We start from the raw sequence: 20,598 nt of genomic DNA, 5'->3' as shown, positions 1-20,598 counted from the left end.
ACGGCTGAGTGGTACAAGATCCATGGCGGAACATCGAGTTCGGGAGGACAAAGCGAGATGTCGGTAGTGCGAAGGTGGACGACTGGTCTGGCCGCGGCGGTTGCTGTCGCAGCCACTGGCATCGCAGCCGCCGTGGTACCGGACCACATAGCGGTATCTGCTACGCCCGAGCGACGGGCCGCGCTGGCCACGGACGCAGCGAGGCAGTCCGCGGCCGGTGACAGCCGTCCGTTGATCATCGCCCACCGGGCCGGTACTGCCGACTTCCCAGAGAACACCGTGCGGGCCATCGACGGGGCGCTGGCGCACAAGGTGGACATGATGTGGCTCAGCGTGCAGGTGAGCCGGGACGGTGTCCCCGTCCTCTACCGGCCCGCCGACTTGTCCGCGCTGACTGACGGGACGGGCAAGGTCGCGGACCGCGACGCTGCGGAGCTGACGCGGCTGAACGCCGGTTACCAGTTCAAGGACGCCTCCGGCGGCTACCCGTACCGTACGCGTCCCACGCCGCTGCCCACGCTGGAGGAGGCGTTGCGGCGGATCCCGCAGCGGATGGGCGTGCTGCTGGACATGAAGTCAGCCGATGCCGAGGCCCTGGCCCCAACTATCGCCAAGACGTTGGACGCCCTGGAGAGCGAGGGGCGTGGGGAGTGGCAGCGCGTGCGGTTCTACTCCACCGAGAAGCCGAATCTCGACGCCATGGCGTCCTACCCCCGGGCGCGGCTGTTCGAGGACCGTGACACCACCCGCACGCGCCTGGTCACCTCACGACTGACTGGCGACTGCCTCAAAGCTCCCCGGTCAGGTACGTGGGCCGCGTTCGAGCTGCGTCGTGACGTGACGGTGACGGAGAAGTTCACCCTCGGCGAGGGCCGCAGCCCGGTCAAGCAGGCCCTGATGTGGGACCGGGCCACCTCGACCTGCTTCCACACCCACCCCTCGGTCAGGACCGTTTTGATCGGTATCGAGACCAAGGACGACTACGCCACCGCCATGAGGCTGAATGCCTATGCCGTCCTGGCCGACTCCCCCGAGCGGATGATGAAGATCAAGAACGAGGCAGCAATGACACCTCGCTGAGGAGCCAGGAACAGGCCCTCACCCGCCCGTGGACGTTCATCAGCCAGCTTGGTGCCGACGGCCCATAGCGACCCACGCCCCAGCGCGCCCATCCCGCGGACAACTACCGTCTGTGACGGTTGAGGTGGGGACTCGACAAGTCCGTGAGCGGGGGATTTTCGCTGTCCGCCGTCAGTCCCGCCGCGCGGCATGCATGGCGCGCGCGACGGCCACGGCCGATATGACGTTCATAGGCGGGGCCCGCAGCGGCTGTGCCGGTTGCCCCTCCAGGCGGCCACACCCTCCTCGACGCGGTCACGTCGAAGCTGGGCGGCAGTAGTACCGAAGCGTCAGGAAGAACGAAAGCGTCTTGGCTGGCATGGATGCGAGGCCGACGGCTGGGGCGCGATCTCCGTGAGCGGGCGGCGTAGCACATGCCGGTTCGCGCAAGATCCGCCAGGACGATGGCGTGATCACCACGTTCATATCGGCTTACATCCCCCTTGGTGCTCTGGTGGATGCGTCTCGGGATACGTAGTGCCCGCCGGGCCGATCAGGTGGCCTGCCGCTACGAGCGGCTGTCTAGCACTTAATCGCGGCCGGTCCAAACCGGCTTTTCTCCGGACACTGGTCTCGCCCGCCAGGAGCAGCCCGGACGTCGCCGCTGCACAGCTGGTGGGAGACCGGCGCGGCTGCCGGTACGTCGAAGTCCTCACCCGGAGATATCCAATGAGTCATCAGAAGCAGCCTTTCGTCGAGACGGCGTTCCTGAACGTGGAGAACGCTGCTACGTACCTCGGTATCTCGACGAACACTTTGTACGTCTGGCGTCACCGGCGGCAGGGGCCGCCCAGCTTCCGTATGGGCCCTGGCGGGCGGGTCATGTATCGCCGGGATTTGCTCGATGCATGGCTTGCGGAACAACAGGAAGCCGATTCGCGTTCGAACCCGGCCCTTAGCCCGATGAACAGGGCGCCGCAGCGGCGTTCGCCACGCACCGTGTCCTGATGCGGAATACCGGTCTTGCAGTTGGACGGGTCAGGGCGGGTTGTGGCCCAGGGCCGGCGGGTTGAAGAAGTGGACGATACGCGGAATTTCGTGCAGACGAAGGTCGTCTGTGTGCTGAGCATGGCGCGGGATGCGCCTTGTGAATTGGCTCTCCGACCTTAAGGGGCTTCATATGGCGGGATACATAGAGGACAGGTGGCTCAAGAAGCGGCCGAACAAGGAGACCGGCAAGCGCGAGCGCACCGAACTCTGGGGGAAGCGCACCCGCTACCGGGTGAAGGGGATCCCCGGAGTTCAAGACCGCTCGTTCGACACGGTCGCGGACGCCAAGGCGTGGCTCGCCGAGGCTCAGACCGACTCGCGCCGCGGCGAGTTCGTAGACGCCCGCGACGGCGAGATCACCTTTCGCGAGTATGTCGAGAAGCACTGGTGGCCGTCGCAGGTCCACCCCGCGCAGACGCGGGAGAGCATGCACTATCGGATCTGGGGACACGTACTGCCATACCTGGGTGAGACCCCGCTGCGGGACATCGGCACGGCAGAACTCCGTAAGTGGTCCGCCGACGTGCAGCGCGCGGTCGGAGCCGGCACGGCGCACATCGCCTGGATCTACCTGAAGGCGATCATGCAGGCCGCGGTCGAGGACAAGCGCCTCTTCCGTAATCCCTGCAAGGGCAACAGCAGCATCAAGCCGCCGAAGAAGCCGGAACGGAAAGCCCGCTCCTGGGATCAGCCGCGTGTGGACGCCGTTCGTCGGGGGCTCCCGGAGCGATACCAGGTGGCGCTCGACCTCGGCGTCGGGTGCGGCCTGCGGCAGGGGGAGGCGTTCGCGTTGAGCCCCGGAGACGTCCGCGGCGACTCGGTGCACGTCGAGCGGCAGATCCTGCGGCACCGGTCGCAGCTGTACTTCGGCCCGCCGAAGGGCGGCAAGGAGCGCGACGTCCCTCTGTCGGCCGCCCTTGCCAAGCGGCTGTTGACGCACCAGGAGCGGCTGAAGCCCGTTCTCGTCACCTTGCCATGGCTCGACCCGGAAGAGCCGGACCTTCCCCGCGAGAAGCGACGTACGGTCACGATCCCGCTCCTGGTCAGCACGACACGAAGCGGCGCGATCAACCGCACCACCTGGAACACCAAGACCTGGAAGCCGGCACTCGCCAAGGCCGGGGTGATCCCGCCCCTCGCGAAGCCGAAGCCGGGGGAGAAGGCCACCCGCGTCTGGGAGCCGAGCCGGGAGCACGGCTTCCACGTCCTGAGGCACACCTATGCCTCGGTGATGCTTGAGGCTGGTGAGTCGATCGTCTCGTTGGCCCAGTGGCTCGGTCACTCCGACCCGGCCTTCACCCTCCGCACCTACACTCACTTCATGCCGCAGGCCGGCGCCCGTGGACTCTCCGCCATCGAGGCGTGGTTCACCGCTGTCGACTGAAAGTCCCCGAGAAGTCCCCGCGGGCCCAAGAGTCCGAAAAGATCATGCAAACGTGCAGGTCAAAGCATGATCGTTGCCGTGGGGGACAGAACCCGGCGTACAGGCCGACTCGTCCGCTTTCCCACCCCTGACCAGGCGAAACGCCCCGGTCGGGGCCTTTCTGTGTCCCGCCGGGCTTCCCTCCCTGACCTGCGGTTTCCCGCGAGTTCCCGCGTGAATGTGCACTGGTTGTGCACGCGGGTCTGTACGCGCGCCAGGGCGCCACGGGTGCCGTCCACGGGGGAATGCTGGCGCACCTGTGTGGCTGGGGCCGGCGCGGAACACGGGCACGGCGCGATGCCGCCCGACGGAAGGCGAGCACGTCTGTCGCGAACGACGGGGACCGCGAGGCAGGACCTCCGCACGGTGGCCGCAGGTTTGAGCCCCCGGCGGAGCGCGATACAGATGAGAAAGGGCGTGACATGCGGATTTCCGGCGCTCTGGTCACTGTAGAGGCCGCGTACGATCTTTCGTAGGCACGCGGATGCGGTGATCAGGCCCGGCTGTGGGTGCGGGTGCCCCCTTCAGTTCCTCGCGGGCGCGCCGCAGCATTTCTTGTACTTGCGGTTCGACTCGCACCAGCAGGGGCCGTTGCGTGCGGGCGGCCACAGCAGGGCACGCTCGGGGTGCTCCGTCGTGGCGTGCCACTCGCTGAAGGCGCGTCGGGTCTCCGCCGCACCCGGTTCCCGTCCGTGCCGGCGGGCGTATTCCTCGAACTCGGCGAGCGTGGCGCTGACGATCCGGATACGGGCGGCACCGGCTTCGCTGTAGGCGTGGGCGTCATGCTGGAGGCGCGCGGCGTAGGTGTCGTAGTCGTCTCCGTACGAGGCGGTCGACTCCGGCCAGCGGGCGCGGACGGCGGCGAAGTCATCGCGGACCCAACGCAGCAGGATGCCGTCGAACGCCTCCGCGTCCTCGGGCCCGTCCACCGCCGGGTCCTGCGACAGTGCCTCCAGCAGGCTGTCCCGGAACTGTGTGAGGGATGCGTCTGCCTCCGCCTCTGCGGCGAGGTCGTCCTCGTCGAGCTCGATCCCCAACTCGCTCCGCAGGAAGCCGCGGTGGATGAGGAGCCCGTGCCGGTACTTGGCCGCCTGCGGAATGCCTTCGTCAGCGGCGATGGCATCGAGGCCTGCCTGGCACCACGTCAGGGCGTGCTCGTGCCGCCCGGTCTCGGCCAGGACCTCGACCATGTCGTCGATGACCCGCAGTCGCGACGACCCGGCGGGCTCGGCATCGAGGCAGGTCCGGAGTTCCTCCTGGGCGCGCTCGGCGTCCTGCGTTCGGCCCAGGGCGTACAGCTGGTCGACGATGCCCACCCGGGCGTCGAGACGGTGCTCGCCGTCACCGTCGGCCGCGCGACGGAAGAGGGCCAGAGCCGCCGCACCGCTGCCGCTACGACTGGACCGGGCCGTCAGCCACCCGGCGTCCACCAGCGCTCTCGCCTGTGCTGGATCGCCGGCGTGCTCGTCGGCCCACTGCTCGCACGCGGCGGCCGAGGGCTTGCCGCGCTGGGTGTCAAGGAAGGCTTCGTAGGCGGTTGTTGGGGGTGATGGGGCGGGGACAGCGGGCTCGTTCACGGGTGAACCCTATCGAGAGGCGGGTGTATCCCGGTGCGGGCTTTGCTGCTGTCCCAGATCCGATTCCCGTGCGGGAGAGGCCAGAGAGAAGCGGCCAGCAGGTGTTCGTCCCGTAAGAAGACGCGGCGTGGTGACTGGGGGAGCGAAGGTGTAGCCGGCGCTCGACGTGGTGACGACCGCGTCCTTGTCCTTGCTGAAGGCAGCCAGGACATTGCTCTGGATCTCCCGCGGCCGGGCCTACCGCAGGCCGTGACGGTCAAGACGGTTGAGGAGGCCGGGGCGGCGCTGGTAGTCCTCGCGCAGGCGTGCCAGGCGCTGGCGGAAGTCCGTGCTTCGCCTGGTGTGGGTGAAGGCGTCGCGCAGTTCCGCGAGGAGGGCGACGGCCTGGTCGTAGGCACTGGTCTTCTTGGTGGCGATGTGTGCCTCAACCTGCTGCCAGGCGGATTCGGCCTCGCCGGCGAGGGCGGTCAGGCGCTGGGCACGGGCCGTGGCTCGTTTGCGTTCGGCGCGCTGTCGGCGTTGGGTGCGCAGGGCATGGGCGGCGTCCAGGAGGTACGCGGCGGACCGGCGTCCGGGGGCGGTGGCGGGGGTGGTGGTGCCGCGCAGGCGGTGCAGGAGGTCGGTGCGCAGCCGGGGTTCGGGTCCTAGGGCGAGCCGGAGCAGTAGGGTGTCCTTCTCCTTTTCCTCCAGGGCGGCGATCAGCGGGGCGAGTTCCTTCTTCGTGGGTTTGGCCGGTTCCTTGGGCGGGGCAGGGCTCGCCTGGGCCGCGACCGTGAGCAGGTCGGCGTCCACGCGCAGGAAGTCGGCGAGCGCGCGCTGTGGGGCGGTCAGGTCGCCGAGTCCGGCCGGGATGGGCGGTTCCAGTGTTGTCCGGTACTCCTCTTCACCATCGTCTTCGAGTTCCCAGGCAGCGAGCGCGGAGGGCCATGCGAGGTAGAGGGGGCGCAGGTCGCCGGTGGCGAGTTCGTCGCGTACGCCGATGAGGGCGGCCAGGGAGTCGTCGGCGTCCTCGACCCAGTCGCCGTCCTCGTCCTCGCTGGTGAGGTCGAGCAGGAGGTGGGTGCGGGTGGTCCAGGCGTCGAGGTGGTGGCCGAGGCAGTAGGGCTGCACCGTGGGCAGGTCCACGATCTGCTCGGGCAGGCGGAGCATGAGGCGGTGGGTGCCCCAGTTGGTGACGTACAGGTGGGCGTCGAAGTAGCGCTCGACCATGTGGCGCGGATCGCCGCGCAGGTCGCCCCAGTGGTAGGTGTTGGTGAAGCTGGTCGCGGTGATCCGGGCCCGGGTGGAGATGGCCCGCAGATGCTCCTGCTCGTCGTGGCTGAGCGGCCGGTCGAGGGATTGGAACTCGTAATACTGGTACTCGCTCACATGGCGGACGCTATCGCCGCGGTGGCCGCGGAGTCGACCGGACGTCATACTCGTACGCCGTCGGGCCAGCAGAGGCGAGCGGTTCTGGGGAGGCGTGGGCTGCGGCGGTCGGTCGGAACTGTCCGGCGGCCGACTGGAGTTGACCGTTCGAGGACGCAAGGCGCCGGCCGAGCACGCCCATGAGACAGATCCGGCGCCTGCGGCGGCGCTGGCTGAGCCACGGGGCACTGACGGGTTCAGCCGCATCGAGGCGGCCAAGGGGCAGAGCGCGACGAATGCCCTAAGCATGACCGGTCCGCGCCGCAAGGCAGTGAGTGCGGCGCTCGCAGAGTGCTGTCCACTTCGTTTCCCCGGCATGGCGATTCAGGGCCAAGGAGCGTTCCGTTGCTTCAAGGCCACGGTAGCCACCTCACCGGCATTGGTGCGCCGCTGCCGACTGTTCGCCGGAGAGCGGCAGTACGGCCGGGCCCCGGGGCTGCTGGCTCGCCGATCAGGGCTACCGCCAGGGCCGCCGGGCGACCACTGACCTGGGTGCCTCACGCTTCCCAGTGCCGGTATGCCTCGATCCATTCGACTCCCTTGGGCGCCGGATCCGGCAGCGGAAGGTCGAGAATGCCGATCGCCTGCCGGTGCCTGCCGTGCGTACAGACCGCCACGATCTGGCTTCCGGGTGTCAAGTCCACCTTCTTCACGGTGACCTCGACCCCGAGAACGACCGTCTTGAAGGGGACGGCCAGATGCTCTTCGAGCATCGTGTAGAGGCCCGTGAGCTGCTCCTCGTCATCGTAAGCGTCTACGGTGGCCTGCTCGATCAGCTCATCGAGTTCCGCGTCACTCAGCTGCCTGTCCACAGGGGACACCGTACCGGCGGAGCGCAGCTCCTTCCCTCGGTTTCGGCCGGCGTGAATACGACGCGCTGGCCCGGGACACGCTCGCGGTGCCCGGTGCCGGGCCCGATACCTCATTGAGTTGTGTTCATCTTGAATGCGCAGGTCGTGGGTCTGGCGTGGGCGGGTGATGGGGTTCTCGTGCTGGTCGTCGGGGCCTGTCTGTCATGGAGATCGTCTGTCAGTGGGCGATCTCGCGCTGGTTGAGGACCATCAGGGCGCGCGCGAGCCGGGTGGCCCACCTTGCGTCGAGGCGGAGCTTGGTCAGTACGCGCCAGTTCTTCGGGTGTGCGAACGCGTGCTCGCGCACGGCTGGTTCCGCGGCGATCAGCCGGTTGACCAGCTTCTTCCCTGGCGTGAGTTTCTTGTCCTTCGGCTTCTTGTAGCCGGTGATGGCCGTCGGGTCGGCTGGGTCGTCGTCCAGGCCGACGAAGCCGAGGTCGGCGATCGCCGCAAGACCGGCCTCGCGCAGCAGCCCGGTGAGACGGTCATAGCGGCATGCGGTGATCTCCGAGCTGTGTGCGGGACGGGCCATGGAGATCCACAGCAGCCGCCCGTGGAGGTCGCTCAGTCCGATGACCAGCAGCCCGTGTCGTTTGTGCTTGGCCGACCAGCGGCGCCTCATGGCGACGCCCGCGCGGCGCTGGGTCGGCGACAGGGATCCGTCGATCAGTACCACGCTGCCACCCGATCGGGCGATCTTCGCCAGGACCCGCTCCAGCCTGGGCGCCCTGACGGCGAGCAGGCCGATCATCTCTTTGAGTCAACGGTCAATGGTGGTGCGGGAGATGCCGTTGCCGCCGGCGAGGTCGGCAAGCCGCCGGTCATGCCGCAGCGCGGCCAGCACGATCACCGCGATCCTCCCGGACGGGAGCTTCCGCCACCGTGACCCGATCTTCTTCAGATGGCCGCGCAGCAGCCCGGTCAGGAAGCGCGAGGTCGCCGTGGCCAGCGGCAGTCGGCACGGGTAGACAACCTCGGTGAGGTCCCCGGCCGGGGGGATTGTTGTAGGCATACTTCGTCAACCCGCGCCGGGGACCGTCGCGTTGCGGTCCCGGGGTGGGTGATTACGGCCGGGGGTAAAGGTGCCGTTCGGCAGCTTGTGCAGCCAGCCACGCTCGGCCAGCTTCGACAGCTTCCCGCGCAGCGGCTCCAGCCGGCCCGGCGCCAGGATGTTGATTCCGACTCGGCGCCTACCTCTTGACCCTCACGGGGCCGCCCGCGGCCTTGACGATCTGCAGCATCCGCCGGTAGTCACCGGGCAGCGCGGACGCGTCCGCAACGTCGCGGCGGTGCGGCACCTTCAGCACCGACCGGCCGGCGACCTGCACCGCCTGCGGCACCGACGCCTCCGGCGTGGCTTGCGCGTCCGCTTCCTGCTCATGCAGGCGGCGAAGGACCCGATCCGCGACCGCGAGTTCCTCGCGCTCGGCGTTCACCTCGGCCAGCTTCCTGGCCAGCGACTGCGCGAGCCGGTCCAACTCGGCGCGGCGAGCGGCGAACTTCTCCAGCGGCGACACGGCTTCCCCTCCCGAACGGCACAACCCCCGGCCCGGGATCGCAGAAACCCCGCTGCACACGGCACAGCCGAAGTCGGAAACCGCCCTCCGCAACACGTCAGACGATCAATGTGCCAGACTCCCAAAGCCCATCAAGGCGAGCACCCCACCGACCACCCACGCCAGCGCCCCTAACCAGCGAAAATCAGGATGTACAGCTCTCAACGGGGACAGGGAGAGGACGGCGTAGGCCGTCTGTCGCCAGGCGGCCATGTCGTAGTGGTGGCGAAGGGCAGAAGGACGGGCACGACGGAGGTGGCTAGGGCGGTCATGGCTCCTTGCTGGGAGTCCGTGGATCGGCTGATCTTGGCGGGAGAAATCCTTCCGCCCGACTGACGCCGAGTCAGCCGGGCTGTCACGGAAACTGGAGGTGGGGTTGGCACCACCTCTCGTCCCTCCGATCGGCTGGGTTGCGCTGAGCGAGATGAGCGGGCAGGACCCGCCGGCCGAGCACTGCGAGGAGCACCGGCCGCGGCCGCTCGCGATCACCTACCGCCTGCTCGGCTCACCCGGCGAGGCCGAGGATGCCGTCCAGGGTCTTCCCGCGCATCCGGTCCGCCGACCGCACGGCCCCGGGAAAGGGCATGCGCATGGTTACTGTGCGGAGTTGGGGCGCGTGTCCGCTCCGGTCGGTGCGGGGCCGGTGATCCAGCCGTGCAGCGTCGTGTCCAGGAGGGCGTCGACGTAGGCGGGGTCGGTGGGCTTGCGGACGAGCAGCAGCGAGTAGTAGAGCGCCCCGTACATCAGGTCGATGAGGAGGTGCGGGTCCCGGCTGGGGTCGAGTTGTCCCTGAGCCTGGGCTGCGCGCAGACGATCGGCGGCGGCTTGCTCCAGGGGACTGATGAAGCGGTCGAAAATGGCCTGGGCAAGCTCGGGGTGGTGCTGGGCTTCGCCGATCAGCGCGGTGTAGTGGGGCCAGAGCTCCGGGCCGCCGATGCTGGCGATGGCGGCATTCATCTGACTGCGGAGGTCGGCCACGACGTCGCCGGTGTCGGGGAAGGGTGCCGCATCGACGGTCTGTTCCAGGAAGGCGTCCAGCAGCAGGGCTCCTTTGGAGGGCCACCAACGGTAGATAGTCGCCTTGCTCGCGCCCGCCCGGGTGGCGATGGCGTCCATGGTGACCTTCGGGTACCCGACCTCCTTGCACAGCTGCAGGGCTGCCGCCGTGATCGCCCGGGCGGATCGTTCGTTGCGTCGGGACGGGGCGGGTGGGCGGAGCGGAGTCACCCGCTGATGCTAGCGCGTCGAAACGAAACGAATCGTTTTTGACAGCGGGCGTGCGAGGCTGCATGATCCACATCACGCCGAAACGAAACGAGTCGTTTTGGATGGTGGGGGCCTCCGCGGGGGAACTGCGGGTGTCGGCGTTCCTCTCCGATGAGCCGGGTGCTCAGCGCGGCGAGGACCGGTTTCCTGGACGCGTTCGGCCTCCCGACCGGTGTCGGAGCGGCCGAAGTCGCGGGCCCGGACGTTCTGGTTTCGGGCAACCAGTTGTTGATCGAGGGGGAGAGCCACTGTGAACTACGTCGTCACGGTTCCTGCTGTGGATCGTCTATGCGGTCCTGCCGTCCGAACGGTGGCAGTGGGCCGCGTTGGCCGGCCTGGTCGTGGCAGTCGGTGTCATCGTGAGACAGCGATCTGCCGGGTACGGCCCGGACGCGCTGATCATCGAATCCGGGTCGGCCGCGTTCTTCGCCGTACTCGCCGCGGTGGCCTTCGCCGACCCCGACTCGGCCCTGCACCCGTACTCGGCGGCGTTGTCCTCAGGAGTCCTTGCCCTGATCGCGGGAGTCTCGCTGGTGGTCGGCAAGCCGTTCGCCCTCGGCATCGCCGAGCAGTCCACCCCGCGGGAGGTCTGGGGCTGGCCGCTGTTCGTGCGGACCAACACCGTCATCACCACCGTCTGGACCCTCGCGTTCGCGGTGACCGCATCCGTTCTGGCGCTCCTCGCACACGCGGACCAAGGCCACTCGACCACCGCTACCGCGGTCCAGATCGCCGGCTTCGTCGGCCCGATGATGTTCACCAAGCGCTGCGTCGCCACCATCCAGACCCGGCCTGCCCAGCCGCACGGCGAGCGCTGACATCCGGCCGCCGACGGCGGGCGCGTTCCGCGCATGCCGCCCTGATCCCGGAAAAACGCCGATGGCCGGTACCCGTCGAACTGCGAGCAGACAACCGCTGAACGGGACACCGGCTCACCGGCGTTCAGAAGGCAACACCCCATCAGCCACACCCGGTCCTCCCGGACCGCCTCACATTCCTAGGGACGCCCCATGGCCGCACGCATCCCCGACCCCGCGACCCTGCACCCGCTACCCGGACACCACCGGGTGGTCCTCCTCCGCGCGCTGGTCAACGACCCGCGGATCGAGGTCGGCGAGTACACGTACTACGACGACCCGGACGGTGCGACCGAGTTCGAGCGCCGCAACGTGCTGTACGGCTACGGCCCGGAGCGGCTGGTGATCGGCAAGTACTGCGCGATCGCCGCGGGCACCCGGTTCCTGATGGCCGGCGCGGCGCACCCGACGATGGGCGTGTCCACCTTCCCGTTCACCATGTTCGGCGGCGCCTGGGCGGAGCGGACCCTCGACCTGGTCACCGACATGCCCAGCCGCGGCGACACCGTGATCGGCAACGACGTCTGGATCGGCTACCAGGCGCTGATCATGCCCGGCGTGCGGATCGGGGACGGAGCCGTCGTCGCGGCCGGCTCAGTGGTCACGGCCGACGTCGAGCCGTACACGGTGGTCGGCGGCAACCCCGCCCGGCCGATCCGCCGCCGCTACGAGGACGCCGAGGTGGAGAGTCTGATGCGGGCCTCGTGGTGGGACTGGCCGGTGGACCAGGTCACGGAGCATGTCCGGACCATCATGGCGGGCACGCCCGCCGATATCGAGCAGATCGCCCGGAGGATCTCGCATGTCTGACGTGCCTGTCACCCTCACTCGGACAGCCGTCGGCGACGACGGCTGCGGCCCGTACGCCATCACCGTCGGTCCCGACGACGCGCTCTGGTGCACCCTGGTCCACGCGGGGCAGGTCGCGCGCCTCACCCTCGGCGGCCGGCTTGACCGCTTCCCGCTCGACTACGCTTCCTGTGGCCCGTCGGTCATCACCCCCGGGCCGGACGGGGCACTGTGGTTCACCCGCTTCCAAGACGGCCGGATCGGGCGGATCACCGTGGACGGCCGGGCCACCTCCTTCCCGGTCCCGCGGACGGGTGGCGGTCCGTTCGGGATCGTGGCCGGCCCCGACGGTGCGCTCTGGTTCACTCAGCTTCACGGCGACCGGATCGGGCGGATCACCGTGGACGGCCAGGTGACGGAGTTCCCGCTGCCGGTGAGCGGCGCGTTCCCGTCCGCCATCACGGTCGGCCCGGACAACGCGCTCTGGTTCACCCTCAACCAGGCGGACGCCGTGGGCCGCATGAGCCTGGACGGAGACGTCGCGATCCACCCGCTGCCGACGCAGCAGGCCGCGCCGGTCGGCATCACCTGCGGCACGGACGGTGCGCTCTGGTTCGTCGAAATCGGCGCCGGGCAGATCGGGCGCATGGGTCCCGACGGGCATACCGACGAGTTCCCGCTGCCGGATCGCGGAAGCCGGCCGCACGCGATTGCCGCGGATCCGGTGCGGGGCGGCTGCTGGTTCACCGAGTGGGGGGCCGGGCGCGTCGGGTTCATCACGCCGACCGGAAAGATCTCGGAGTACGACCTGCAGGATCCCGGCTCCGAGCCCCATGGCCTCGTGGTGGGACCTGACGGCGCTGTTCACGTCGCTCTGGAGACAGGGGCGATCCTCCGCCTGGAGCCGCATCCGGAGTGAGGACGAAGACGGCGGAAAGACCAATGAGAGCGGTGGCGGTTTGCGCGGCAGCCACCTGCGAGTGGTGATCGCGAACGGAGTGACAGCGGTGACCGTGACCGGGCGGCGCACATCATCCGGTTGAGGGTATGTCGGGCGATCGAGGCTCCGCTGGAGGCGGCGGAGCGCGCGGACTGCGCCGCCGTGCGGACGGAGGAGGGCCTCGGTCCACTGTGGCCGCCCCTGACCACCGCCAAGGAGTCGAAGCAGAAGCGGCGCGGCAAGCGCCACGATCCGTGGTGGGGGGTGCGCCGCCTCCATGAGAAGCTCCGCCCGGCATGGAAGCGGCCAAGCGCGACCCCTCCGGGCGGCTGGTGCCCTCGCTCGGCCCCGGTGATTGCCAGGTCGGGGCCGGACAAGGGCCGGGCCTGCTACAGCGCCGGGCTGATGGCCATCCCGCTGCAGGACGGCACGATGCTCTGGGGCACGACCTCGGCTACACCGACTGCCTCTTCGCCACCCCGGACCTGAGCAAGCGCATGGTCTATTCGGTCGGCGTCACCGGCGGCACCCCCGCTCCGGCGTTCCTCCGGTCAGCTCGGGTGCGGTAAGCGCCAGATTTCCATGCGCTCCCCCGGACTCCCCCACCGCCATCCTCGCCCATCGGCAGCCGCACCTGCCCACTCCTGGTTTTTGCCACCGTCGGGATCTCTCTTCGGCTTTAGAGAATTCCTGAGTTGTAGCAAGTCAGACGCGTGAGGCACGCTCCGTGCGGCTCACAGGACAAGAAACGAGGGGACGAATGTTCGGCCACAATCGCGCCACACGGGAACTGCGCCAAATCCAGCAAGCCCGGATGGAATTCCTGGGGACGCACCCGGAACTGCCGCTGCCGCCTGCCCTCACGACGACGTCGGCGCTGACGCCTGATACGGCCGGTTGCCCAGCCTCGGTGGCGGACGACTTCCTGCCTCCGGAACTACGGGTGCCGTCCCGGGACGAAATCGCGAGGATGATGATCCGTTACCACAGGCCGCTCGTCGTCGATGGCGAGGTCCTGGCGTGCCCACAGTGTGGCGCGTACCGGGACTGGGTGCTGGTGAGCATCCGCGGCCAGGTGTGGCTGCGCTGCCGCGCCGGCCACGAAACGCTCGAGCCGCGGCTGAACGCCGCCTGGTGCAACCGCAATTCGGGCCCAATGGACCAGTGGCACCCCACCCTCGAAGACGGCCTGAAGCACCTCGGCCACTGACCCCCACCCCCGTCTTCGCCGGACCCGCGCGGTCCGGCCAGCCAGCCCCATCAAACCGCCTCAAGGGTCACCCATGCGCCTTCGCACCACCGCTCCCGTCCTCGCTCTCACCGCACTGACCGCACTCACGCTGCCTGGCTGCTCCAGCAGCCACTCCTCCCCCGCCCCGGTCGCCGCCTCCACAGCCTCGGCACGACCGACGGCCACAACAAGTCCCAAGCCCGCCGCCCCCGTGACGTCCGCGGCCCTGGGCAGGCGCCTGCTGGACGAGCACGACCTGGGCCAGGGCTACACCCGCAAGCCGGACGCCGACTCCCAGCGCGATGACGTCACCGTCGTCGGGTGCCCCGCACTGGACAAGCTGGGCAGCGCAGCGGCCAGCGGCTCCCTGGACTTCCCCAACCAGGCGAAAGCATCCTTCACCTACACCGACGGCAGCGACTCCGAACTGACCGAGGAGCTGTACAGCGACAGGGAGGCGAAGCTGTCCCAGGTCACCGGGCGACTCTTCAACGCCATGACGTCCTGCCCCTCCTACCAAATCGTGGTGGGCAGCACGCCGATCCAGATGTCCACCCGGAGGCTGGCCGCTCCCCAACTCGGCGATGAGCAGTGGAGCCAGCTGCTGACCTTTACTATCAACGGGCGCAGCACCGTGATGAAGCAGACGGCCATCCGCACGGGAACGATCGTCGTAGACATCTCGGGATCGCCGGGCCTGGTGGATACCCAGGTGGCCAAGGCGCTCAAGAAGGCGCAAACCGGCCGCTGACGGTAAGCATGGCGCGCCCCTGAAGTCCGTCCGTACGGATGTCGGCAGGGGCATCTGCGCGTGGGCAGTGCCACCGCCGCACGCCGTATGCCGAGACCGCAGCAGGGCGGTGAGTGTCATGAAGCTTTCGTGATACTCCCGCCTGCTGGTGGGCGTGGGGTTCGCGGTGGCGGCCTTCGTCAACCCGATCTTCAACCGACTGCCGAACGGCAGCGGTCTCGCCGCGCGCAGCGACGGAGCGGGTCCTCGGCAGGGTGATGCCGTTCTGGTACATCGGCTCGGTCGTGCTCAGCGCGGCCTGGGCGGTTCTGGCGTGGGGCGATGCCCGGGCGGCCCCGGTCGTCACGGCCGCCGCCTTGCTTGTCCGAGCATGCTGATGCCGATCGCCCTCCTGGTCCCGGTCAACTCCCGCGTGGCCCGATGGACCCCACGACAGCCTCCCGGCGGACTGGAAGCAGCAGATCGTCCGCTGGGATCGGTTCCACTATGTGCGCGTCCGAGTCAACCTTGCAGCATTCGTCCTGCTGGTCGTCGGTATCGCGTGCCGCTCCGGTGCCTCCAGCCATGAAGTTCACGTGTACGGCTGGAGTACTGGGCGTGGCGAAGCGCCACTCGACCGCCGTGGCGACGGCGCTTCACCCACCGGCTCCCCGTGGGCCGGGTCACGGCTGGTTGAACGCCTCGGCAACGGCGAGGCTGTCCTCGTACATGTGGTGCCGTGTGATGAGCCCGTTCTCGACGACGAGGCGCAGCGCGAACGTCATGACGAAGCGTTTGCCGGTCGGCTTGACCAGTTGCGAGCTGGTGCCGATCAGTATGGCGTCGTTCCCGTCGATCATCAGGTGGTCGAGCGATACCCGGCCCTCGGCCGGTGGGCACACTTCGCCGAACGTGCGGTGGTGGTCTGCGACGTGGGCGCGGGTGGAGCGGGGGCGGATCCAGGGGATGGCCGGGTGGTGCTCGACCGGCCAGTCCACCCGCCAGTCGACCTCGGGCGCGTACAGCTGCGCGATGCGCTCGGGATCTCCGTCGCCGCTGCGGCGCAGGAACTCGTTCACCACGGCGCGGGTGCCGGGCGGATTCCCCGTGGCCACGCCGGCGGCCGGCGGGTCGCCGAACTGGTGGTCGCTCAGGATGCGTCCTTCGTCGTCCAGCCGGACGACGACGAACCCGGTCCAGGCGATCTCGCCGCCGGCGGCCGGGAGCATGTAGGTGGTGAAGCGGATCGCGTCGTGGTGCCCCACGGCGTCCCCGGCGTACCGGAAGACGAACCCGACCCCTTGGACCAGCTGCTCGTGCGCCTCGGTGACACGCGCCCACAGTGCCGGGTGTCCGCGGTACTCGGCTGCGTCGGTGAACTCCACGCCGTCCGCCGCCCACAGCGTGGTGACCGCGGCGCGGCGCCGCTCGGGGTCGGTCTCGTTCCACACGGCCACGTAGCGGCCGACGAATTCCTCGATGTCGATGTTCATGGCGGGGACGCTAGCCAGACTCCACTGACAGCTTCTGTCAGTGGAGTCTGCGAAAGTGTTCGACATGCGTGCGAGCCGCCTGGTGTCGATCCTGTTGCTGTTGCAGAGCCGGGAACGGATGACGGCCCGCGACCTGGCCGCGCACCTCGGCGTCTCCGAGCGCACGGTGTACCGCGACGTCGAGGCGCTGAGCGCGGCCGGTGTGCCGATCTACGGGGAGGCGGGCCACGAGGGCGGATACCGACTGGTCGACGGTTACCGCACCCGGCTGACCGGGCTGACCGCGGCCGAGGCCGAGTCGCTGTTCCTCGCCGGCCTACCCGGCGTCGCCGCCGACCTCGGGCTCGGCCGGGCCGCGGCTGAGGCGCGGCTGAAGCTGACGGCGGCGCTCCCGGCTGAGCTGAGCGAGCGCGCGGTCCGGTGGCAGGACCGGTTCCACCTCGATGCCCTGGCCTGGTACCAGGAGACCGACCCCATTCCCCACCTGACGGCCGTCGCCGCGGCGGTCTGGCGGCAGCACCGGGTCCGGCTGCGCTATCTGCGCTGGGAGAGCCCGCACGAGGTGACGCGGACCGTCGAGCCGCACGGTCTGGTGCTCAAGGGTGGCCAGTGGTACCTGGTCGCCCGCCGGGCCGACGGTTTTCGCGTCTACCGCGTCTCCCGGATCCTGGACCTCCGGCTCCTCGACGAGAGCTTCGACCGCGCGGCCGGCTTCGACCTGGCCGCCCACTGGAGGGCCCATCTCGACGCGTTCGACGCCCGCCGCCACGAGGGTCACGCCGTGCTGCGGCTGTCACCCACGGCCATGGAGCAGCTGCCGTACCTGGCCGAGCCGGCCGTCGTCCACGCGGCCCACGCGAGCGCGCGAGCCGAGCCGGACGGCTGGATACGCGTCACCATCCCGGTCGAGAGCGAGGTCCAGGCGGTGCGGGACATCCTCCCCCTCGGCCCCGACGCCGAGGTGCTGTCCCCCGCCACCCTGCGGGCCCGCCTCGCGGACGCCGTGACGGCGATGGCCCGCCACTACGCCCCTCGCAGGATGCGTTGAGCGCAGTGACAAATCCGTAAACGATCGCTAGATGGGTGAAGCGCTGGCCTGGGGATGTAGTGATTGTTTCGGGATTCTTGGCTGTGGTGCGGTGTGTGTCTGGGCTGGGGTTTTCGTGGAGCTGTGGGAGCTTGAGGGGTCCTGGCGTGCGAGTTCAGTGATCGGCTCGGAATGTAGTGATCGGTGCGGGATTTCGTATTTCCTGCGTGTCCGTGCGAGTTGGGTTCGCGCTGGTGTGTTCGGCTGTGGAGCAGGCGAGCTGGGGTGTCCCCCTTTCCTGCCGGGCCCGGGCTGCTGGCCCGTCGGCCGATCGGTACCAGCGGATTGGTCAGCTGCCGCCGACGGGGCGTCAGGCCGGCGGACGAATCTGTCCTGGCCCGGCTCGTGCAGCGTGAGGAGCAGCAGCGCCGCGGATTCCTCCAGCGCTTCGGCTTCGGCGAGTTACCCCGTGCGTCTTGATGGAACCTTTCCGGTTCCCACTCCGCCGGGTCGTAGCTGGCGGGAGACCGGTGGTCATGTGGATGGGGCTGGATGACAGGGAGGCCAGGGCTGCGCTGGAGGGCGTGATGCCATGGTTTGTGCCGACGGGGAAGCTGGCCGTGGAAGCGTTGAGGAAACTGGACCGTCCGCTGGTGGCCTGGGCGCCGGAGTCGCGGGCGTGTCTGTTCGACGCGGCCGCTTGCTACGCCGACTGCGCCGATGAGCCGGGTGGGCTGTCCCCGTTGGGAGTGCGCATCCTGATTTTCGCTGGTTAGGGGCGCTGGCGTGGGTGGTCGGTGGGGTGCTCGCCTTGATGGGCTTTGGGAGTCTGGCACATTGATCGTCTGACGTGTTGCGGAGGGCGGTTTCCGACTTCGGCTGTGCCGTGTGCAGCGGGGTTTCTGCGATCCCGGGCCGGGGGTTGTGCCGTTCGGGAGGGGAAGCCGTGTCGCCGCTGGAGAAGTTCGCCGCTCGCCGCGCCGAGTTGGACCGGCTCGCGCAGTCGCTGGCCAGGAAGCTGGCCGAGGTGAACGCCGAGCGCGAGGAACTCGCGGTCGCGGATCGGGTCCTTCGCCGCCTGCATGAGCAGGAAGCGGACGCGCAAGCCACGCCGGAGGCGTCGGTGCCGCAGGCGGTGCAGGTCGCCGGCCGGTCGGTGCTGAAGGTGCCGCACCGCCGCGACGTTGCGGACGCGTCCGCGCTGCCCGGTGACTACCGGCGGATGCTGCAGATCGTCAAGGCCGCGGGCGGCCCCGTGAGGGTCAAGAGGTAGGCGCCGAGTCGGAATCAACATCCTGGCGCCGGGCCGGCTGGAGCCGCTGCGCGGGAAGCTGTCGAAGCTGGCCGAGCGTGGCTGGCTGCACAAGCTGCCGAACGGCACCTTTACCCCCGGCCGTAATCACCCACCCCGGGACCGCAACGCGACGGTCCCCGGCGCGGGTTGACGAAGTATGCCTACAACAATCCCCCCGGCCGGGGACCTCACCGAGGTTGTCTACCCGTGCCGACTGCCGCTGGCCACGGCGACCTCGCGCTTCCTGACCGGGCTGCTGCGCGGCCATCTGAAGAAGATCGGGTCACGGTGGCGGAAGCTCCCGTCCGGGAGGATCGCGGTGATCGTGCTGGCCGCGCTGCGGCATGACCGGCGGCTTGCCGACCTCGCCGGCGGCAACGGCATCTCCCGCACCACCATTGACCGTTGACTCAAAGAGATGATCGGCCTGCTCGCCGTCAGGGCGCCCAGGCTGGAGCGGGTCCTGGCGAAGATCGCCCGATCGGGTGGCAGCGTGGTACTGATCGACGGATCCCTGTCGCCGACCCAGCGCCGCGCGGGCGTCGCCATGAGGCGCCGCTGGTCGGCCAAGCACAAACGACACGGGCTGCTGGTCATCGGACTGAGCGACCTCCACGGGCGGCTGCTGTGGATCTCCATGGCCCGTCCCGCACACAGCTCGGAGATCACCGCATGCCGCTATGACCGTCTCACCGGGCTGCTGCGCGAGGCCGGTCTTGCGGCGATCGCCGACCTCGGCTTCGTCGGCCTGGACGACGACCCAGCCGACCCGACGGCCATCACCGGCTACAAGAAGCCGAAGGACAAGAAACTCACGCCAGGGAAGAAGCTGGTCAACCGGCTGATCGCCGCGGAACCAGCCGTGCGCGAGCACGCGTTCGCACACCCGAAGAACTGGCGCGTACTGACCAAGCTCCGCCTCGACGCAAGGTGGGCCACCCGGCTCGCGCGCGCCCTGATGGTCCTCAACCAGCGCGAGATCGCCCACTGACAGACGATCTCCATGACAGACAGGCCCCGACGACCAGCACGAGAACCCCATCACCCGCCCACGCCAGACCCACGACCTGCGCATTCAAGATGAACACAACTCAGTGGAGGTGGACGCAGGCCCGTCGCGCATTGCTCGTCGCGATGAGATCGCCCTACTACCTGGCCCACACGTCCACCGGCACCAACATCGAGCAGGGGGTCGCTGCCGTCGGCTCTCCAATCCGCGGTGAGACGCCGACGGGCCGAGAGCCGCGAGGGGCGAGCCGCGGACGGGGAAGAAAGATCCAGATTGGCGCTCTGGGCTGTGATCGCGCGTTGACGCCGTTCACTGCGGTCGCCTGATGGTGTGAGGTGTGGGCGGAATCCGCGGATCCATGGTGTGGGGTCTGCTGGGGTTGGTGGGGTGAGTGAACGGAAGCCGTATCCCAGCGACCTATCGGACGAGCAGTGGTCGTTGATCGAGCCGGTGATCACAGCGTGGAAGGGCCGGCATCGCTCGGTCAGCGGTCATCAGGGCGCCTACGACATGCGGGAGATCGTGAACGCGATCCTCTACCAGGGGCGGACCGGCTGCCAGTGGACCTACCTCCCGCACGACCTGCCGCAGAAGAGTGAGACGTACTACTACTTCGCCGCCTGGCGGGACGACGGAACCGACCAGGTCATTCATGAACTCCTGCGCTGCCAGGTCCGTGAACGCGCCCGGCGATGAGAGGACCCGACCCTGGTGGTGCTGGATACCCAGAGTGTCCAGGCGGCCGTCGGGGGCCCTGTCTCCACGACCGGCCACGATCCGGCCAAGCGGGTGCCGGGCCGCGAGCGCGGCTTGGCCGTGGACGTCCTCGACCTGGTCATCGCGGTCGTCGTCTCGCCGCGAACGTCCACGACAACACCGCGGGAATCGGCCTGCTGGACCAGGTCGCGGTGATGGCCTGCTCATCCGATGTGGCGTCGGTGATGAGCAGCCGGGTTCTCGCGTTGCCCAAGCCGGCGATTGCTGCGGCATCCGCACCGATGCGTGCTAAGAACCGTGCGACAAGTTCCCGGGCGTGTAT

The 20,598-nt window shown here is 69.0% G+C and carries 22 protein-coding genes and 2 pseudogenes; 16 read left to right on the top strand and 8 right to left on the bottom strand.

Translation table 11 applies throughout. The annotated features are described in order from the left end of the window. Positions 1 to 231: 231 nt before the first annotated feature. The 3 genes from SNOUR_RS06900 (at position 232) to SNOUR_RS06895 (ending at position 3,493) form a co-directional block, all read left to right on the top strand. Positions 232 to 1,080, top strand: coding sequence for a glycerophosphodiester phosphodiesterase family protein (locus tag SNOUR_RS06900; protein WP_312632083.1), 849 nt, complete (start codon positions 232 to 234; stop codon positions 1,078 to 1,080). A gap of 189 nt (positions 1,081 to 1,269) precedes the next feature. Further along, positions 1,270 to 2,067 (top strand): helix-turn-helix domain-containing protein, encoded by a 798-nt coding sequence (locus SNOUR_RS48135; protein ID WP_312632082.1) that lies wholly within the window; start codon positions 1,270 to 1,272, stop codon positions 2,065 to 2,067. Positions 2,068 to 2,239: 172 nt separating this feature from the next. Then, positions 2,240 to 3,493, top strand: a complete 1,254-nt coding sequence (locus tag SNOUR_RS06895; protein ID WP_067344715.1) for a tyrosine-type recombinase/integrase — start codon at positions 2,240 to 2,242, stop codon at positions 3,491 to 3,493. Positions 3,494 to 4,056: 563 nt separating this feature from the next. Here the strand turns inward: SNOUR_RS06895 and SNOUR_RS06890 are convergent. The 7 genes from SNOUR_RS06890 to SNOUR_RS06865 form a co-directional block, all read right to left on the bottom strand. Continuing rightward, entirely contained in the window at positions 4,057 to 5,109 is a 1,053-nt protein-coding gene (locus SNOUR_RS06890) for an SEC-C domain-containing protein (RefSeq protein WP_159425813.1), read from the bottom strand. A gap of 237 nt (positions 5,110 to 5,346) precedes the next feature. Then, positions 5,347 to 6,477, bottom strand: coding sequence for a hypothetical protein (locus tag SNOUR_RS06885; RefSeq protein ID WP_067344711.1), 1,131 nt, complete (start codon positions 6,475 to 6,477; stop codon positions 5,347 to 5,349). 536 nt (positions 6,478 to 7,013) lie between these two features. Next, complete coding sequence (locus tag SNOUR_RS06880) at positions 7,014 to 7,328, bottom strand: calcium-binding protein (protein WP_067344709.1); 315 nt, start codon at positions 7,326 to 7,328, stop codon at positions 7,014 to 7,016. A 217-nt stretch (positions 7,329 to 7,545) separates the two neighbouring features. Beyond that, complete coding sequence (locus tag SNOUR_RS06875) at positions 7,546 to 8,118, bottom strand: transposase family protein (protein ID WP_312632077.1); 573 nt, start codon at positions 8,116 to 8,118, stop codon at positions 7,546 to 7,548. 9 nt (positions 8,119 to 8,127) lie between these two features. After that, entirely contained in the window at positions 8,128 to 8,379 is a 252-nt protein-coding gene (locus tag SNOUR_RS48130; protein WP_312632078.1) for a hypothetical protein, read from the bottom strand. Between the two features lie 178 nt (positions 8,380 to 8,557). Next, positions 8,558 to 8,884: a hypothetical protein gene (locus SNOUR_RS06870; RefSeq protein ID WP_312632079.1), complete on the bottom strand. Its 327-nt coding sequence runs from the start codon at positions 8,882 to 8,884 to the stop codon at positions 8,558 to 8,560. 633 nt (positions 8,885 to 9,517) lie between these two features. After that, complete coding sequence (locus SNOUR_RS06865) at positions 9,518 to 10,150, bottom strand: TetR/AcrR family transcriptional regulator (protein ID WP_067344707.1); 633 nt, start codon at positions 10,148 to 10,150, stop codon at positions 9,518 to 9,520. A gap of 398 nt (positions 10,151 to 10,548) precedes the next feature. On the opposite strand from SNOUR_RS06865, the gene SNOUR_RS06860 reads away from it, so the two are divergent. From SNOUR_RS06860 to SNOUR_RS48125, 7 genes and pseudogenes are all read left to right on the top strand, one after another. Further along, positions 10,549 to 11,007 (top strand): DUF3159 domain-containing protein, encoded by a 459-nt coding sequence (locus tag SNOUR_RS06860; protein WP_312632081.1) that lies wholly within the window; start codon positions 10,549 to 10,551, stop codon positions 11,005 to 11,007. 192 nt (positions 11,008 to 11,199) lie between these two features. After that, positions 11,200 to 11,856, top strand: coding sequence for a CatB-related O-acetyltransferase (locus SNOUR_RS06855; protein WP_079142301.1), 657 nt, complete (start codon positions 11,200 to 11,202; stop codon positions 11,854 to 11,856). After that, on the top strand, positions 11,849 to 12,754 hold the full coding sequence (locus SNOUR_RS06850) for a Vgb family protein (protein WP_067344704.1): 906 nt from the start codon (positions 11,849 to 11,851) through the stop codon (positions 12,752 to 12,754). Before SNOUR_RS06855 ends, SNOUR_RS06850 begins: the two co-directional genes overlap by 8 nt. A gap of 317 nt (positions 12,755 to 13,071) precedes the next feature. Continuing rightward, on the top strand, positions 13,072 to 13,344 hold the full coding sequence (locus SNOUR_RS06845) for a hypothetical protein (RefSeq protein WP_067344702.1): 273 nt from the start codon (positions 13,072 to 13,074) through the stop codon (positions 13,342 to 13,344). 191 nt (positions 13,345 to 13,535) lie between these two features. Continuing rightward, positions 13,536 to 13,985 carry a hypothetical protein gene (locus tag SNOUR_RS47095; RefSeq protein ID WP_067344701.1) on the top strand — a complete coding sequence of 150 codons (450 nt, stop codon included), beginning with the start codon at positions 13,536 to 13,538 and terminating at the stop codon, positions 13,983 to 13,985. Between the two features lie 73 nt (positions 13,986 to 14,058). Further along, on the top strand, positions 14,059 to 14,757 hold the full coding sequence (locus SNOUR_RS06835; RefSeq protein ID WP_067344699.1) for a hypothetical protein: 699 nt from the start codon (positions 14,059 to 14,061) through the stop codon (positions 14,755 to 14,757). A gap of 142 nt (positions 14,758 to 14,899) precedes the next feature. Further along, a pseudogene (locus tag SNOUR_RS48125) lies at positions 14,900 to 15,299 on the top strand (anthrone oxygenase family protein); the annotation flags it as partial. A 120-nt stretch (positions 15,300 to 15,419) separates the two neighbouring features. Here the strand turns inward: SNOUR_RS48125 and SNOUR_RS06830 are convergent. Beyond that, a complete protein-coding gene (locus tag SNOUR_RS06830; protein WP_312632080.1) occupies positions 15,420 to 16,229 on the bottom strand; it encodes a nuclear transport factor 2 family protein in 810 nt (269 codons plus the stop codon). A 64-nt stretch (positions 16,230 to 16,293) separates the two neighbouring features. Here SNOUR_RS06830 and SNOUR_RS06825 point away from each other — a divergent pair, with 64 nt between their 5' ends. The 6 genes and pseudogenes from SNOUR_RS06825 to SNOUR_RS06805 form a co-directional block, all read left to right on the top strand. After that, entirely contained in the window at positions 16,294 to 17,277 is a 984-nt protein-coding gene (locus SNOUR_RS06825; protein ID WP_067357807.1) for a helix-turn-helix transcriptional regulator, read from the top strand. A 515-nt stretch (positions 17,278 to 17,792) separates the two neighbouring features. Next, the gene (locus SNOUR_RS06820) at positions 17,793 to 18,032 is read left to right on the top strand and encodes a hypothetical protein (protein ID WP_159425812.1); all 240 of its coding nucleotides are present in this window, start codon (positions 17,793 to 17,795) and stop codon (positions 18,030 to 18,032) included. Positions 18,033 to 18,202: 170 nt separating this feature from the next. After that, complete coding sequence (locus tag SNOUR_RS06815) at positions 18,203 to 18,529, top strand: hypothetical protein (RefSeq protein WP_312632079.1); 327 nt, start codon at positions 18,203 to 18,205, stop codon at positions 18,527 to 18,529. Between the two features lie 178 nt (positions 18,530 to 18,707). Beyond that, positions 18,708 to 18,959 (top strand): hypothetical protein, encoded by a 252-nt coding sequence (locus SNOUR_RS48120; protein WP_312632078.1) that lies wholly within the window; start codon positions 18,708 to 18,710, stop codon positions 18,957 to 18,959. Between the two features lie 9 nt (positions 18,960 to 18,968). Continuing rightward, complete coding sequence (locus tag SNOUR_RS06810; protein ID WP_312632077.1) at positions 18,969 to 19,541, top strand: transposase family protein; 573 nt, start codon at positions 18,969 to 18,971, stop codon at positions 19,539 to 19,541. A gap of 405 nt (positions 19,542 to 19,946) precedes the next feature. Continuing rightward, positions 19,947 to 20,467 (top strand): annotated as a pseudogene (locus tag SNOUR_RS06805) (transposase); the annotation flags it as partial. Positions 20,468 to 20,598: the final 131 nt, after the last annotated feature.

This window comes from Streptomyces noursei ATCC 11455 (assembly GCF_001704275.1).
Classification (GTDB): domain Bacteria; phylum Actinomycetota; class Actinomycetes; order Streptomycetales; family Streptomycetaceae; genus Streptomyces; species Streptomyces noursei.
Note: the sequence above shows the minus strand (reverse complement) of the source record. Positions and strands in the feature narration are given on the sequence as shown.

Bases quoted from the DNA above. Each gene is read 5' to 3' on its own strand.
- SNOUR_RS48135 (WP_312632082.1), top strand. From the start codon at position 1,270: ATGCATGGCGCGCGCGACGGCCACGGCCGATATGACGTTCATAGGCGG.
- SNOUR_RS06895 (WP_067344715.1), top strand. From the start codon at position 2,240: ATGGCGGGATACATAGAGGACAGGTGGCTCAAGAAGCGGCCGAACAAG.
- SNOUR_RS06875 (WP_312632077.1), bottom strand. From the start codon at position 8,118: ATGATCGGCCTGCTCGCCGTCAGGGCGCCCAGGCTGGAGCGGGTCCTG.
- SNOUR_RS48130 (WP_312632078.1), bottom strand. From the start codon at position 8,379: ATGCCTACAACAATCCCCCCGGCCGGGGACCTCACCGAGGTTGTCTAC.
- SNOUR_RS06855 (WP_079142301.1), top strand. From the start codon at position 11,200: ATGGCCGCACGCATCCCCGACCCCGCGACCCTGCACCCGCTACCCGGA.
- SNOUR_RS06850 (WP_067344704.1), top strand. From the start codon at position 11,849: ATGTCTGACGTGCCTGTCACCCTCACTCGGACAGCCGTCGGCGACGAC.
- SNOUR_RS06845 (WP_067344702.1), top strand. From the start codon at position 13,072: ATGGAAGCGGCCAAGCGCGACCCCTCCGGGCGGCTGGTGCCCTCGCTC.
- SNOUR_RS47095 (WP_067344701.1), top strand. From the start codon at position 13,536: ATGTTCGGCCACAATCGCGCCACACGGGAACTGCGCCAAATCCAGCAA.
- SNOUR_RS06835 (WP_067344699.1), top strand. From the start codon at position 14,059: ATGCGCCTTCGCACCACCGCTCCCGTCCTCGCTCTCACCGCACTGACC.
- SNOUR_RS06830 (WP_312632080.1), bottom strand. From the start codon at position 16,229: ATGAACATCGACATCGAGGAATTCGTCGGCCGCTACGTGGCCGTGTGG.
- SNOUR_RS06825 (WP_067357807.1), top strand. From the start codon at position 16,294: ATGCGTGCGAGCCGCCTGGTGTCGATCCTGTTGCTGTTGCAGAGCCGG.
- SNOUR_RS06820 (WP_159425812.1), top strand. From the start codon at position 17,793: ATGTGGATGGGGCTGGATGACAGGGAGGCCAGGGCTGCGCTGGAGGGC.
- SNOUR_RS48120 (WP_312632078.1), top strand. From the start codon at position 18,708: ATGCCTACAACAATCCCCCCGGCCGGGGACCTCACCGAGGTTGTCTAC.
- SNOUR_RS06810 (WP_312632077.1), top strand. From the start codon at position 18,969: ATGATCGGCCTGCTCGCCGTCAGGGCGCCCAGGCTGGAGCGGGTCCTG.